This window comes from Lysobacter sp. Soil_N_51, from assembly GCF_057655755.1.
On record NZ_JBDGLR010000012.1, the window covers coordinates 116494 to 130573 of the forward strand.

The window sequence follows — 14080 nt, forward strand, 5'->3', positions numbered from 1 at the left end:
GGACGCCCCATGCCTTTGAAGACGCCCTTCAAGTCCAAAGCCACCATTCCCGCGATCGTGATCGCGATCGTCGGCGTGCTGCTGATCCTGTACGCGTGGCGGCTGTGGCCGTTCTCCAGCGCGCGCCAGACCACCGAGAACGCCTACGTGCGCGGCAGCGTCACCGTGGTCGCGCCGAAGGTCGACGGCTATGTCGCGCAAGTCCGCGTGCAGGACTACATGCGGGTCAAGGCCGGGCAGGTGCTGGTCGAACTCGACGATCGCAACTACCGCCAGCGGGTCGACCAGGCGCGCGCCAATCTGGCCGCGCAGCAGGCCAATCTGTCCAACTCGACCCAGTCGCGGCGCGTGCGCGAAGCCGCGGTCGCCAACGTCGAGGCCCAGCTCGCCGCCGCCCAGGCCAACCTCGCCCGCGCCCAGGCCGACATGCGCCGCGCCAGCGCGTTGGTCGGCGACGGCTCGCTGTCCTTGCGCGAACGCGACCAGACCCTCGCCGCCTTGCGTCAGGCCGAGGCCGGCCTGGGCCAGGCGCAGGCCGCGCGGCGTTCGGCCGACGAAGACGTGCGTTCGGTGATCGTCAACCGCGACGCGCTGACCGCCGCGGTCGCCAATGCCGAAGCTGCGTTGCGGCTGGCCGAGATCGATCTGGCCAATACCCGCATCCACGCGCCGCAGGACGGCCAGCTCGGCGAGATCGGCGTGCGCCTGGGGCAGTACGTCACGCCGGGCACGCAGCTGATGCAACTGGTGCCGTCGCGGGTGTGGGTGGTGGCGAACTTCAAGGAATCGCAGACCGCGCGCATCCGGCCGGGGCAAGCGGCGTCGTTCCGGGTCGATGCGCTCGATGGCGCGGTGTTGCACGGTCATGTCGAACGCCTGTCGCCGGCGACGGGGTCGGAATTCAGCGTGATCAAGACCGACAACGCCACCGGCAACTTCACCAAGGTTGCGCAGCGGCTGCCGGTGCGGATCGCGATCGACGCCGATCAGGAACTCGCCGCGCGCCTGCGTCCGGGCATGTCGGTCGAAGCCACCGTCGACACCGCGAGCAAGGTCGACGAAGACGCAGTGCGTCGCGACGAACAGGCCGCGGCGGCGAATGCGGCGCGCGATGCGGCTGTTGTTGGGAATGCGGCGTCTGCGAACGCGTCGACGGGACAACCCGTGGGTTCGAATCCGGCTCCGGTGTCGAGAGGAAATGACGGTACGCGTGCTAACGCTGCACATGACGCAGCCTCGCCGGCGCCCGCTTCGCAGACGTCGGCGCCCGCAATGCCCGCGCAAGCGCCGTCCACGCCGCCGTCCACCGGGACGGAACCGACGCGATGAGCATCCACGTACCGACATCATGCGTCGTCACGACACGACACGGCGCGTTGCCGATCATCTCGCTGCGCACCGCCGCGCTCGCATTAGCGATGAGCATGCTCGCCGCCTGCGTCACCGTCGCCCCGCCGCCGAGTACGGTCGAAACGCCGCCGGCCTGGCGCGACGCGCCCGGCGCCGGCATCGCGGTACAACGCGACTGGTGGCGCGGCTACAACGATCCGGTGTTGAGCCAGTTGGTCGAGACCGCGCTCGCCGGCAATACCGATCTGCGCCTGGCCGCCGCGCGCGTCGCCGAGGCGCGCGCGCTGCTCGACGCGCAGGGCGCGGCGCAATGGCCGACCCTGGACCTCGCTGCGAGCGCGCAACGCTCGCGCAGCGTCAGCGCCGCGACCGGCCGCGCCAACATCTCCGACGTCAGCCAGCCGCAGTTCCAGGCCGCCTTTGAGGTCGATCTGTGGGGCCGGCTCGACGCCTTGACCGATGCCGCGCGCGCCAACCTGCTTGCGAGCCAGACCGGCGCCGACAGCGTGCGGCTCAGCGTCGCCGCCGCGGTTGCGTCGGCTTACCTCGGCCTGCGCGCGAGCGACGCGCGGCTGGAGGTCGCGCAACGCACGCTGGTGTCGCGCGAAGGCGCGCTCAAGGTCGCCCAGCGCCGCTTCGACACCGGTTACAGCTCGCGTTTGGAACTGGCGCAGGCGCAGGCCGAATACCGCGCCACCGCGCAGGTCGTGCCGCAGCTGCGATTGGCGATCCGGCGCCAGGAAAACGCACTGTCGGTATTGCTCGGCCGCGCGCCCGAAGCGATGCCGCGCGGACGCACATTGGACGAGATCGCCGCGCCCGCGCTGCCCGCGGCCGGCGTGCCCTCGCAACTGCTGCGCCGACGTCCCGACATCGCCCAGGCCGAGGCGCAGATCGCCGCGGCCGACAGCAGCCTGGACGCCGCGCGCGCGCAACTGTTGCCGTCGTTGCGGCTGACCGGATCGCTCGGCAGCCTCGATTCCAGCCTGTTGCGCGGCGACCCGATCCGCCTGTGGAGCGTCGGCGGCAGCGTGCTCGCGCCGCTGTTCAACCACGGCCGCCTGCGCGCGCAGGTCCAGGCCGGCGCCGCGCGTCGCGACCAGGCCGTATTGGGTTACCAGAAGACCGTGTTGACCGCGTTCGCCGAAGTCGAAGACGCGCTGGCCACGATCGCGCAACTGCGCGAACAGCGCGAGCAGGCGCAGCAGCAGCGGCAGGCGCTGAGCGAAGCACTGCGGATCGCCCACAACCGCTACAACGAGGGCTATGCCTCGTACCTGGAAGAACTCGACGCGCAGCGCAACCTGTTCAACGCCGAACTCACCGTGCTGCAGCTGCAGGGCGATGCGCTGACCGCCGAGGTGAACCTGTACAAGGCGCTGGGCGGCGGCTGGGAGGCCGCGGCGGAGCGTTGAAACTTCGCCGCGACGCGAACACCGGTTTCGGCATCGCTTGCGGGGGGTGTTGGTTGGGTGGTTCGTGGTTCTTTTTCGCTGCGTTTTTGGATTGCGATTGATCGGGTCGGACACCTGAAATTGCGTTCAGCGCATGGCCCGGGAATAGCGCGGGCTTCGCTGCCCCCTGTAGGAGCGGCGCGAGCCGCGACTGCGCCATTACGACAACCTCGCAACTTGCGTAGTAGTTGCATTCCCGCGGTCGCGACTTGCGTCGCTCCTACAGGTAGGCCATGCAGCTTCGGCTTGAGCTTGAAGCCGCGCAGTTCATCCAGCGCTGCGAGGCTTGTAGCTCGTGTTAGCAAAACACACCCTTCGGGTGTGCTTTTGTTCTCGCGAATTAGCGACCTCGCAGCGCTGGATGAACTGCGCGGCTTCAGGCTCAAGCGAAATCCATATTGACTACCTGTAGGAGCTTGCCGCACAAAGACCTCAAGCGAAGCACGCCGCGCAAGATCACCGTGCGCGATCAGCTACCGGGACAGCCGAACGCATGCTCCTTGTCGCAATGCAGGACCGGCGCTAGCTCGGGCAAGCGCTGGATCGTCTTGCCGACGCATTCGATCGTGGTGTCGCGCCCGTCCGGCGCGGTCACGCTGACGCCGTAATCGGTGACCGGCGATTCGGTGCCGTCGTAGCGCTTGAACAAGGCATAGCGATAGCCGCCGTTGGCGAAGCCGATGTCGAGGTAGTACGTCATCGCCCGCGTGTACTCGTTGTAGGAAAACCGCGCGAGCGAATCGGCGGCGCTCGCCGACGGATATTCGAGTTCGACCTTGCCCGGCGGGCCGAAGCGGTAGTGCAGCGCGCTCGGCGTCTTGCCGGCGGCGGCGCCGCACAGCGAGATCAGCTTCTTGGCGCGGGTCTGGCAGGCGAAATAGGCGACCTCGCCGGCGCGGCAATGGTCGGCGGCGTGCGCGAGCGGCATGAGCAATGCCAGCGCGAGCAGACACCAGCGGCGGGTTCGGATCATCGGGGGCGCTCTCCATCGCGCGAACAGACCGGGCGATGATCACCGATCCAGCTTCGCCAGCGCCATGCCGATGATCGCGAACTCCTTTGCCGGTTCCTCCTCGTCGCTGAGGAACCACGCCGCCGACAAGCCCTGAAACGCGACGATCCACTGCAGCAGACGCCGCCGTTCGATCCGTCCGTATTCGACCACATCGTCCAGTCGGCGTTCGAACTGGCCCGGCGCCAGCGCGGTTTCCTTATCGGGGTCGGTGAACAGATTGGCGAAGTCGTAGCCGCGTTCGCCGATCACGCGCTTGGGATCGATCGCGATCCAGCCGCGCCCCGGCCCGGCGTCGAGCACGTTCTCGTGATGGATGTCGGCGTGCAGCGGCAGCACCTCGCGCGGCTGCGCCAGCAGTTCCTGGGCGATCTGCCAGCAACGCGCCAGCACGCCGCCGTGGCTGCGCGCATAAGTATCGAGGTCGGCGAACCACTGGGTCAGCGGCGCGAGTTCGGACGGCGGCGGCGTGTTGCGCGGTGCGTGCAGGCGGTTGATGGTCTCGCACAGGATGCGGGTGGCCTCCTGGTCGCGGCCGTTGCGCGCCATGTGGCTCAGCGAGCGCGGGCCGCAGGCGCGTTCGATCAGCAGCGCGTCCTGATCGAACGCCAACACGCGCGCGGCGCCGTCGCCGTTCCACCAGCGCATCATCAGCGCGCCGAATTTTTCCTCGGCGTCGCGCGGGATCTTCAGCATCGCCGCTTCGTCGCCGTAGCGCACCGGCAGCAGATCGCTGCTGTGGGTGTGGATCGGCGCGCCGTCGGGCACGAGCTTCCAGGCAGTCAGGTGTCGATCGAACGGCGTCATGCGCGGGCGTGGATTCGAAGTCGGGATCATCCGATATCGGGATCGACGCGCGCGATGCAAGCCGGCATAGCGCGGCGAGCGGATTGGTTTCGATCCGCTCGCATGCGTCGGGCGGCGGAGTGAATCGCCCGGTCGGATCAACCGGCCTGGGACAGATCGATCGTCACCGAGTCGGCGTCGCCGCGGCCGATCTGGCTCAAGCCGCCGCGTGCGACATCGGTCTGTGCCGGCGCGCCGGACTCTTCGCGTTCGCGCAGCACCTGCAGCGCTTCGGTATCGGCGGCGACGCGGTGGCGCAGCGATTTGCAGCGCTCCACCCCGGCGTCGGTCAGCTGCAGGGCGGCTTCTTCGCCCGGAACGATCAGTCCGACTTCGACCAGGGCGGTGGAGATCAACCGATCGTGCAGCGCCCGCGAATGTCGGGTCAGCGGCTGACCCTGATCGATGCGTTGCAACACGTCCAGCAACGCCAGTTCTTCCAGGCTGATCGGATCCACGGTACTGCTCCAGAACAAGTGTGCGCACTATGCCATGGCGCACATCGCAGCACATCGAAACCTCGCCTGCTGAATGCGCCGCGCGAATGACGCATTCAGGATTTTCATGTTGCCGCCGATGGGCCGACGAACCGATCGCGCAAACACCGGCCGCGGCGCCGCGCACCAAGCGAAACACGGCTCGATCGCCGAACCGCCCGCGACGCGGGACGGCGGAAACCGGTTCGCCCGTAGCGATCGCCAAAACGCAGAACGCCGCCCGAGGGCGGCGTCCGGCGAAGCGGAGCGATGCGGCGGCACAGGGCGCGCCGCACCAGCGGTCATCAGGCCGCGGCGTCCTTCAACTTCTTGAGCGGACGGACCTTGACCTTCACCGTGGCCGGCTTGGCGGCGAACCACTGCTCTTCCTTGGTGAACGGGTTGATGCCCTTGCGCTTCGGCTTGGCCGGCACGCTGACGGCGGTGATCTTCAGCAGGCCCGGCAGGGTGAAAGCGCCCGCGCCCTTCTTGTTGATCGAGGCATGCACGGCGCCTTCGAGCGCGCCGAGGATCGAACGGATGTCCTTGGCGACGACACCGGTGGTTTCGGCCAGGTGAGCGACCAGAGCGGACTTGCTCAGCACTTCCTTGATCGGCTTCGGAGCGGCCGTCTTGGCGGCGGCCTTCGGAGCAGCCTTCGGAGCGGCCTTCTTCTTTGCAGCGGGTTTTTTCGTAGCCATAGTTTTTTCCGGTAAGACTCGTTGGATGGATGGGTTGCCTGGATAACCCCTCGGCAAGGCGGAATGTAGGGCAAGCTCGACGCGCCGCCAAGAGTTTTCGATGCAAATAGTGGCTGTTTTTCAGTTGCGCGCCGGCCCGCGCACGCATCGCGAGCGGAAAATCCCTTGCGAATGAAGGTTTAGGCGCGTTCGCGCGCTCGCGCGCCGATCCGCCGCGGGCGAGAAAAAACCCTGAAAAACAGGGCATTTGTGCTTTCGTGTCGCGGCGCAGCGCCGCTTTTGCGCGCGATCGGCCGCGCGTGGCGACGGTCCGGACACGCGGCGTGCAACTTCGGCACGGCGTTCAGTCGCGGTGTGGCCGATGGGCGCATGCGCGCGCGAACCGGTGCTCGCGCGAGTTGCGATGCGCGGCACGGATGTGCCCAGCGGTACCGCGCGATCGTGATCGGCCGCGTGACCGGATCGAATGATGGTCCGATCGCGGCCTCAGCCGCGATGCTCCAGCGCCAGGTATTCGGCCGACTGCATTTCGATCAGGCGCGAGGCGGTACGCTCGAACGCGGCGGCGAGGCGATGGCCCTGGTACAGCCCGGTCGGCGCTTCGTCGGCGGTGCACACCAGGTTGACGTGACGGTCGTAGAACTCGTCGATGAGGTTGATGAAGCGCCGCGCGGCGTCGTCGTGAATTCCGCCGGGAAAGCGCGGAATGCCACCGAGCAGGACGGTGTGGTACTCGGTCGCGATCTCGATGTAGTCGCTGGCCGCGCGCGGGCCTTCGCACAATGCGGCGAAATCGAACCAGGCGTGGCCGTCGGCCAGCGCGCGCACCGGGATGTCGCGGCCTTCGATGCGCAGCGGGCCGCTCGCGCTGGCGCAGCCGGCGGCCAGTTCCTTCCAGCGCCCGGCCAGCCAGGCGTCGGACTGCGCGTCCAGCGGCGCGCGATAGACCGGCGAACGGGTCAGCGCGCGCAGGCGGTAGTCGTGGGCGCTGTCGAGCAGCACGGTTTCGCAGTGGCGCTGGATCAGCTCGATCGCCGGCTTGAAGCGGTCGCGCTGCAGGCCGTCGGCGTACAGATTGGCCGGCTCGGTGTTGGAGGTGGTCACCAGGGTCACGCCCTCGGCGAACATGCGATCGAGCAGGCGCCCGAGCAGCATCGCGTCGCCGATGTCGATCACGAAGAACTCGTCGAGCACCAGCACGCGCAGCCGGTCGCGCCATTCGCGCACGATCTTGGCCAGCGGATCGCTCTCGCCGGCGTGGTTGCGCAACTGCGCATGCACCTCGCGCATGAAGCGGTGGAAGTGGGTGCGGCGCTTTTCGGCGATCGGCAAGTTCTCGTAGAACAGGTCGATCAGGAAGGTCTTGCCGCGGCCCACGCCGCCCCACAGGTACAGCCCGCGCACGCCTTCGCGCGGTTTGCCGCGCAATCGGTCGAACAGGCTCTGGCTGGGCGGATCGAGCACGCCGGCGTGGATGCGGTCGAGTTCGCGCAAGGCCGGGTGCTGGGCCGGATCGTCGCTCCAGTCGCCGCGGGCAACGCCGGCGGCGTAGGCCTGCGACGGCGTCATCGCGGCCGCATCGGCGGGGTGTGCGGCGCTCGAACTCATGGCGAGCGCAGCACGCGGCCGCCGGCCGACATCAGCCGCACCGGCGGGTGTTGCTGATAACCGTCGGACCAGGTGTCGATGGTCTGCGGCAGTTTCGCGGTCCAGGCCGGGTCGTTGCTGTAGTAGCGCAGTTCGGGCTTGCCCTGTTTGTCCTGGGCGCGGATCGCGACCCAGAACTTGCCGCCCTCGGTGCTCTGGATCAGCAGCGCGCGCATGTCGCTGGCCAGACCGCGCACGTAGCCGTTGGTGACGGTGGCGTTGAGTCCTTCCTGATCGGCGCGGGTGTCGATCACATCCAGGCGTTCGACCAGCAGATCGTAATCGTCGCCGAGCAGGCGGCGCAGGCTGGCGTCGTCCTCGGGCTTGAGCAACAGGCCCAGGTCGAGCAGGTTCCATTGCGTGGTCGCGACCGCCTCGCCCAGGCCGGGCAGGTAGCGGCCGCTGAAATGCACGCCCAGGCCGGCGCCGCAGTCGTTGCTGGTGTGCTGCTGCTCGATCTGCAGCTGGCGGTGGAAACGGTGGAAGGTCAGCTCGCAGCGGGTGTTGTCGCCACCGCCGCCGGGCTTGCCCTTGTAGACCATCTCGTTGTCGTTGACCGCGCGCGCGCGGCCCGACAGCAGGCCGGTGTTGGCGCCGGAGCTGGCCTGCAGTTCGATCTGGTAGTTGTCGCCGCCCAGCGACTTGAGGTTGAGCGTGGCGCCGCCGTCGCTGCGGGTCCAGTCGCCGTCCCACTGGAACTTGCCGGCGATCGCGGCCGGTTGCAGTTCGGTCAGGCGTTCGACGTAGGCCATGCGCAGACAGCGTACCTGGCCGTCGCAGCGGTCGCGTTCCTTGATCCAGGCGAGCTGGTCTTTCTTCAACTGGCCGCCGTAGGCGCTGGCCTTGAGCGCGGCGCGGTAGGCCTGATCGAGTTCGCCGTCGCGGCGGCCGAGCACCGGGTCGGCGCAGATCGCGCGTTCGTTCTTGCTGGCGGCCTTGGCGCAGGCGATGCCGGCGGCCGCGGCGTCGCCGGGCCAGGCGGTCGCGATCAGACTGGCGCAGAGCGACAGCAGCGCGAGGCTCAGGGCGTGGCGCATCGTTGGGAATCCTGTGGACGCAATGCGGAAGGCGATGATGATGGCGCGGATCAGGCCGGACCGGCCGAATCAGGCCGTGCCGGTCGCCGGATCCGACGACGCACTCGCCGCGGTCTCCGGCGGCAGATGCGGGCGGACCGAATTCTTGATCGCGCCGCGCAGATCGATCAGGCGGCGGTGGAAGAAGTGGCTGGTGTCGGGCATGCGCACCAGCTCGGGCGGCTGGCGCAGGCCGTCGAGCCAGGCGTAGACCGCGTCGGGATCGACGATCTCGTCGGCTTCGCCCTGGATCACGATCCACGGGTAACCGCTGGGCGGCGCGATCCGGTCGAAGTCCCAGCGTCCGGCCGGCGGCGCGATCGAGATCAGCAGCTTGGGCTGCAGTTCGTCGGCCATGCGCAGCGATACGTAGGCGCCGAAGCTGAAACCGGCCAGCCACAGTTGCGCGTCCGGCCGCGTCGCGCGCACCCACGCGGCGACCGCGCGCAGGTCGTCGCCTTCGCCATTGCCCTGATCGAACTCGCCCTCGGACGCGCCGGTGCCGCGGAAGTTGAAGCGCACCGTCGCCGCGCCGCATTCGCGCAGGGCGCGCGCGGTCATGGTGACGACCTTGTTGTGCATGGTTCCGCCCTCGGTCGGCAGCGGATGGCAGACGATGGCCACGATCGGCCGCGGCGTCGCTTCGGCGGCCTCGACGATCATCTCGATCGCGCCGGCCGGACCGGGCAGGCTCAGCACGGTGGAAGCGTCGCTGGGAAAGGCGGGGGTGCTCATGCCCGGCATGATACGGGGCGCGGTGAGCGCGGTGTTACGACGGTGTGTTGCGCGCGCCTGGGCGGTGTGTGCGGACAGGTCGAGTACAGCGGTTGCGGGCTGCGTCGCGTCATCGCGTTGGGATGGCGCTGGATCGGAACGTGCGGGGGCTGAAACTCACCCGCACGCGAGACATCGCAAGTCCCGACGTGTTGTGCGGTCGGTCCATCAGGCCCGGCGCGGTTCGACCGGATCGCGTCGAACCGGCGCCGCGGCGCTCAACGCGGCATCAAGTCGAACCCGAGCAACACCGGATCGTGATCGGAACTGCGCCACGGCCCCGCGCCGCCGTCGCGATAGCCCGCATGCCTGGGCTCGTCGGCATTGCTATGCCACTCGGCCGCGCCGCGCAGCCGCTTCGCCAGCGACGGCGACAGCAGGGCGTGATCGAGCCGGCCCAGTTCGCCGTCGTAGACATAGCTGTAAGGCGCATCGACCTTGGCCACCGCGAACGCGTCCAGCCAGCCGGCCGCGTACAAGGCGCGCAGCGGTTGCTCCTGCGCGTGCGCATTGAGATCGCCGACGATCATCGTCAGATCGCCGCGGCTGCCGGTCGGGTCGGTCTTGAGCCAGGCATCCAGGCGTTGCGCGGCCTGGGTGCGCTCGGCGTTCCAGCACGACGCGCCGTCGCCCTGATCCTTGTCCAGGCCTTCGGCGTTGGCGCAGCCCTTGGATTTGAAATGGTTGGCGACCACCACGAACGCCGGCCCGGCGCGCTTGCCGGCGCCGATCGCGGTGAACGCCTGCGCCATCGGCACGCGCGCGAGCGGGCCGAACGAGCCTTGCTCCAGGGTCGCGGACACGCCGCGCGCGGCCACGCGCTGGCCGCGGTAAATCAAGCCGACACGGATCGGGTTGCTGCCCGGGCCCTTGATGCCGGCCGGGCAGGGTTGCTTGCACGGCGCCGCGAAACGCCAGTCCTGCGCGCCGCCGTCGGCCGCGTCGGCGCGGTCGAGCGCGGCGACCAGATCGGCCAGGGTCGACTCCGGGCCGTAGCCGTCGTTCTCCAGTTCCATCAACGCGGCGACGTCGGGGTTGAGGCTGTGGATGGTCTCGACCAGCTTGGCCAACTGGGCGTGGTACTCGGCCTGGGTGCGCGCGCCGCGCGGGGTCGGAAAGCCGCCGCCGCGGCCGTCGCCGTTGAACAGGTTTTCCAGATTGAACGCGGAGATGCGCAGGTCGCCGGCGACCTGCGGCGGTTGCGGGCGTTGCGCGGGCTGCAGCGTCGGCGCGGTGGCTAGGACGATGCCGTCGTGGCCGCCGACCGGCCAAGCGATGCCTTCCACCGCGTCCAAGCGGCTGCCACTGCGGGCGGCGAATGCGGCCGCGCTCAGGGTCGCCGCATCGCCGCTCAGCACCACGCGACGGCGTTCGTTGTCGCTTGCGATCGCGCGCGCCGCGTCGCTGCCGGGCGCGGCGCGCTCGCCGGGTTGCCACAGCGGGCCGTCGAAGGATGCGGTGAGGGTGTGGGCCTTCGGATCGCGTTCGCCCAGGGTCAGCGGCGCGGCGATGCGCACGCGCATGCCTTCCAGGCGCGACCAGTCGGGCGCGGCGTCGATCGCGACCGGCGCGATCGCCCCCAGGGCCTTGCGCTGCGAGCGCGTGGTCGACGGCTCGATCCGTTCGGCGTCGATCGCGGTGACCGTGCGCGCTGCGCCGCGGCGGCCGCCGTTGACCGCGGCCTCGCGGACCCGGCCGGTGATGCGCACGAGCTGATCGGGCGCGAGCGTCGCGGCGGCCGCGCCGGTGACCCAGATCGCGTCGGAACTGGCCGGATCGTCGTCGCCGCCGTCCTGCACGATCCAGCCCGGCGCCGCGTCCGCGCCGGCGCGGGCGAGCGTGACCCGGCCTTCGATCGTGACCGTCTGCCCGACCAGCGCGCTGGCCGCGCCGTGGCCCTGAACCTTGCCGATCGCGAGCGTTGCTTCGGCGCGTTCGGCGCGCGGGGCGGTGGCGCAGGCCGCGAGCAGCAGGCAGGGCGCGAAGGCGAGGGCAGTGCGGAATCGCGTCATGACAGGCTCGGCGTAGGCGTTGGAGCGGCCATTATCCGCAGCCGTGTGGCGCTGTCGCGTGTGTTGTGTGGCGGGTGGATGAGCGGTGGCAGTGAGCGCCAGGACCGGCGGTGCGAGGCCGACGGTCGACGGCCGTGGCCGGGAGACCGGCGCAGACAACATCATGCGTTGCGGCTTTTGCTGTTCCCTCCTTTTGCAAAGGGGGGAACCCCTTGCATTGGGGCCGAGGCGATCGGAGCCTTTCCCGATTCCCGATTCCCGATTCCCGATTCCCGATTCCCGATTCCCGATTCCCGATTCCCGATTCCCGATTCCCGATTCCCCAAACAAAAACGCCGCCCGAAGGCGGCGTCGTTGCAAGCTGGCAAGCGCTGAACGCGCCGCGCTTACTTGATGTTGTCGAGCATCCAGTCGACCGTCGCGGCGACCTGCTGCGCGCTCAGGGCCGGGTTGCCGCCCTTCGGCGGCATCACGCCGCTGGTGCCGGTGAAGCCTTCCAGCGCGTGCTTGTGCAAGGTGTCCTTGCCCTTCGGAATGCGCGCGGCCCAGTGCGAGGCGTCCAGGGTCGGAGCGCCGCCGGCGCCGGACTTGTGGCAACCCGCGCACAGGTTGTCGTAGATCACCTTGCCGTCGAGGGTGCCGTCGTAGGCGACCTGCGAGGCGGCCTTGGCCGCTGCCGCGGCGACCGCGGCCTGCTGCGAGGCCGCGCCGGTCGCGCCGGCGTAGACCGCGCCGACCGGGCCGATCCGGTTTTCGGTGCGCTTGGCCGCGCGCGGGTCGATTTCCTGCGGCAACTGTTTGTGGACGAAGTAGGCCGCGATCATCAGGCCGAGGGTCACCAGCATGAGGAAGCCGATCACCATCGAGAATTTCTTCAGGAATTCGAGGTCGTAATTGCGCACGATCCACCTATTGCGTGTGCCCCGTCCGGGGCACATAGAGCCATCGACGAGGCCGCTACCGGGGATCGGCGCGGCCGCTGCACGGACCCGCCGAGACGACGCCGCCGGCCGTCTGCAATGCGCAGGGGCCACGGGCCGGGAATGCCGGTCGGGTAGTTCCGCCGGACAGTTTAGCTCAAGCGCGCGCCGCGCGGGCTGGACCACGATGCGAGCCGCCGCGCGCCACCGGATCGGCCGCAAACGCGTGCCACGCCTGGCTCGCGCGCGAGCGCGCGGGCATGACTTGCGACCTATGCGCCTTGCGCGGCCCGCCGCCCGCCCCTATAACCTTTGCGATCCATGAGCTCGGTCACGGACGATGATCGCTGGGCCCGCGACGGCGCCCGCCGCCGCGCCCCGCGATCCGGACGCCCCCGCGCCTGTCAGCCTTTCCCTTCAAGGACCGACCTATGTCCCGCTGGACCACACAAGAACTGTTGACCCGCCTGGGCGCCTCCTTCGGCGCCGATAATGTCGAAGAAGTGCCGACCGCCGACGGCGCGATCCAGGTGACCCTGCCCGACAGCGGCGATCTGGGCATCACCATCGCCCTGACCGATCGCGAGATCTTCGTCTCCACCCCGCTGGTCGAGGCCGGTCAGGTCCGCGACGCGGCCGGTTTCAACGAAGCCTGTCTGCGCCTGAACCCGATCAACCCGCTGTCCAACCTGGGCCTGACCACGATCAACGAACGCGACGTCTATATCGTGTTCGGCGAAATGGCGCCCGATTCCACCGCCGAGCAGATCGAGCTGGAAATCCGCACCCTGGCCGACAACGCGATCGACGCGGTGGAAGCCCTCAAGTCCTATCTGGTGACCGCATGAGCATCCTGCAGAAAATCCTGACCCTGTTCCGCGGCACCGCGCACGAGGCCGGCCAGGCCGTCGTCGACGCCAACGCGCTGAAGATCCTCGACCAGGAGATTCGCGATGCCGGCACCGAGCTGATCCGTTCCAAGGAAGAGCTGACCAAGGTGATGGCGCAGCGCCAGCTGCAGGCCAACCGCAGCAAGGACCGTTTCGCCAAGAAGGCCGAGTACGAGACCTACATCGCCGGCGCGCTGCGCAAGGGCGACGAGACCCTGGCGCGCGAAGTCGCCGAACGCCTGGCGGTGGTCGAGACCGACCTGAAGAACGACGAGCAGGCGATCAACAGCTACGACGCCAGCATCAACCAGCTCAAGACCGCGATCACCGCGACCGAGCGCAAGCTGGCGCGGGTCAAGCAGCAGGTCGACACGGTCAAGGCCACCGAAGCGGTGCAGCGCGCCCAGACCGCGGTCGCCGCGCGTCATTCCGGCGCCACCGGCAAGGTCACCACGGCGCTGGATTCGCTCGAACGCATCCAGACCCGCCAGGCCGAGCGCGGCGCGCGCCTGCAGGCCGCGGCGCAGCTGGAATCGGAAAGCGGCGACGGCGATCTCAACGCCAAGCTGGCCAACGCCGGCCTGCTGCCGGAATCGACCAGCGTCGAGAACATCCTCGAGCGCTTCCGCGACAAGCCGGTGCAGCAGCTCAGCCACGAGCCGCTGTCGCTGCCGGCGGTGGAAGTGAAGGAAACCGACAAGGTCGAGCGCAAGGAATAACGGCGGCTCGCGGGCCCGCGGCGGTCGATGGCCGCCGCGGGTTCGAGGTCTGACGGTTGCAGGGCGGTTGTGGTGTTGCTGTTGCTGTTGCTCTTGTCGTTGCCGTTGCTCTTGCTCGTCATTCCCGCGAACGCGGGAATCCAGTGACTTTCGTGCGAGAACCTTTGAAGTCTCTGGATGTTCGGCTCCGCCGAAGTAAAGCG

General features: G+C 69.0%; 13 protein-coding genes. 4 read left to right on the forward strand and 9 right to left on the reverse strand.

Going from position 1 to position 14080, the window contains the following annotated elements; translation table 11 throughout:
* Positions 1-9 precede the first annotated feature (9 nt).
* Together AC3A4T_RS22015 and AC3A4T_RS22020 are read left to right on the forward strand one after the other, a co-directional pair.
* Complete coding sequence (locus AC3A4T_RS22015; RefSeq protein WP_487677357.1) at positions 10-1329, forward strand: HlyD family secretion protein; 1320 nt, start codon at positions 10-12, stop codon at positions 1327-1329.
* Complete coding sequence (locus AC3A4T_RS22020) at positions 1326-2765, forward strand: efflux transporter outer membrane subunit (RefSeq protein ID WP_487677358.1); 1440 nt, start codon at positions 1326-1328, stop codon at positions 2763-2765. Before AC3A4T_RS22015 ends, AC3A4T_RS22020 begins: the two co-directional genes overlap by 4 nt.
* Before the next feature lie 508 nt (positions 2766-3273).
* Here the strand turns inward: AC3A4T_RS22020 and AC3A4T_RS22025 are convergent.
* The 9 genes from AC3A4T_RS22025 to AC3A4T_RS22065 form a co-directional block, all read right to left on the reverse strand.
* On the reverse strand, positions 3274-3777 hold the full coding sequence (locus AC3A4T_RS22025) for a hypothetical protein (protein ID WP_487677359.1): 504 nt from the start codon (positions 3775-3777) through the stop codon (positions 3274-3276).
* A gap of 39 nt (positions 3778-3816) precedes the next feature.
* Positions 3817-4623, reverse strand: a complete 807-nt coding sequence (locus AC3A4T_RS22030; RefSeq protein WP_487677360.1) for an aminoglycoside phosphotransferase family protein — start codon at positions 4621-4623, stop codon at positions 3817-3819.
* Between the two features lie 137 nt (positions 4624-4760).
* Entirely contained in the window at positions 4761-5120 is a 360-nt protein-coding gene (locus tag AC3A4T_RS22035) for a hypothetical protein (protein WP_487677361.1), read from the reverse strand.
* Positions 5121-5443: 323 nt separating this feature from the next.
* Positions 5444-5839, reverse strand: coding sequence for an HU family DNA-binding protein (locus AC3A4T_RS22040; RefSeq protein ID WP_036113138.1), 396 nt, complete (start codon positions 5837-5839; stop codon positions 5444-5446).
* 486 nt (positions 5840-6325) lie between these two features.
* On the reverse strand, positions 6326-7408 hold the full coding sequence (gene zapE, locus AC3A4T_RS22045) for a cell division protein ZapE (protein WP_487677427.1): 1083 nt from the start codon (positions 7406-7408) through the stop codon (positions 6326-6328).
* Positions 7409-7443: 35 nt separating this feature from the next.
* Positions 7444-8523, reverse strand: a complete 1080-nt coding sequence (locus AC3A4T_RS22050; protein WP_487677362.1) for a lysozyme inhibitor LprI family protein — start codon at positions 8521-8523, stop codon at positions 7444-7446.
* Positions 8524-8592: 69 nt separating this feature from the next.
* Positions 8593-9297, reverse strand: a complete 705-nt coding sequence (locus AC3A4T_RS22055; RefSeq protein ID WP_487677363.1) for an alpha/beta hydrolase — start codon at positions 9295-9297, stop codon at positions 8593-8595.
* Between the two features lie 257 nt (positions 9298-9554).
* Positions 9555-11348, reverse strand: coding sequence for an ExeM/NucH family extracellular endonuclease (locus AC3A4T_RS22060; RefSeq protein ID WP_487677364.1), 1794 nt, complete (start codon positions 11346-11348; stop codon positions 9555-9557).
* Between the two features lie 386 nt (positions 11349-11734).
* A complete protein-coding gene (locus tag AC3A4T_RS22065) occupies positions 11735-12250 on the reverse strand; it encodes a c-type cytochrome (RefSeq protein ID WP_487677365.1) in 516 nt (171 codons plus the stop codon).
* Positions 12251-12699: 449 nt separating this feature from the next.
* Here AC3A4T_RS22065 and AC3A4T_RS22070 point away from each other — a divergent pair, with 449 nt between their 5' ends.
* Positions 12700-13116 carry a YjfI family protein gene (locus tag AC3A4T_RS22070; protein ID WP_056109726.1) on the forward strand — a complete coding sequence of 139 codons (417 nt, stop codon included), beginning with the start codon at positions 12700-12702 and terminating at the stop codon, positions 13114-13116.
* Positions 13113-13877 (forward strand): PspA/IM30 family protein, encoded by a 765-nt coding sequence (locus AC3A4T_RS22075; protein WP_487677366.1) that lies wholly within the window; start codon positions 13113-13115, stop codon positions 13875-13877. Before AC3A4T_RS22070 ends, AC3A4T_RS22075 begins: the two co-directional genes overlap by 4 nt.
* Positions 13878-14080 lie beyond the last annotated feature (203 nt).

Bases quoted from the DNA above. Each gene is read 5' to 3' on its own strand.
- AC3A4T_RS22015 (WP_487677357.1), top strand. From the start codon at position 10: ATGCCTTTGAAGACGCCCTTCAAGTCCAAAGCCACCATTCCCGCGATC.
- AC3A4T_RS22020 (WP_487677358.1), top strand. From the start codon at position 1,326: ATGAGCATCCACGTACCGACATCATGCGTCGTCACGACACGACACGGC.
- AC3A4T_RS22025 (WP_487677359.1), bottom strand. From the start codon at position 3,777: ATGATCCGAACCCGCCGCTGGTGTCTGCTCGCGCTGGCATTGCTCATG.
- AC3A4T_RS22030 (WP_487677360.1), bottom strand. From the start codon at position 4,623: ATGACGCCGTTCGATCGACACCTGACTGCCTGGAAGCTCGTGCCCGAC.
- AC3A4T_RS22040 (WP_036113138.1), bottom strand. From the start codon at position 5,839: ATGGCTACGAAAAAACCCGCTGCAAAGAAGAAGGCCGCTCCGAAGGCT.
- zapE (WP_487677427.1), bottom strand. From the start codon at position 7,408: ATGACGCCGTCGCAGGCCTACGCCGCCGGCGTTGCCCGCGGCGACTGG.
- AC3A4T_RS22050 (WP_487677362.1), bottom strand. From the start codon at position 8,523: ATGCGCCACGCCCTGAGCCTCGCGCTGCTGTCGCTCTGCGCCAGTCTG.
- AC3A4T_RS22055 (WP_487677363.1), bottom strand. From the start codon at position 9,297: ATGAGCACCCCCGCCTTTCCCAGCGACGCTTCCACCGTGCTGAGCCTG.
- AC3A4T_RS22060 (WP_487677364.1), bottom strand. From the start codon at position 11,348: ATGACGCGATTCCGCACTGCCCTCGCCTTCGCGCCCTGCCTGCTGCTC.
- AC3A4T_RS22070 (WP_056109726.1), top strand. From the start codon at position 12,700: ATGTCCCGCTGGACCACACAAGAACTGTTGACCCGCCTGGGCGCCTCC.
- AC3A4T_RS22075 (WP_487677366.1), top strand. From the start codon at position 13,113: ATGAGCATCCTGCAGAAAATCCTGACCCTGTTCCGCGGCACCGCGCAC.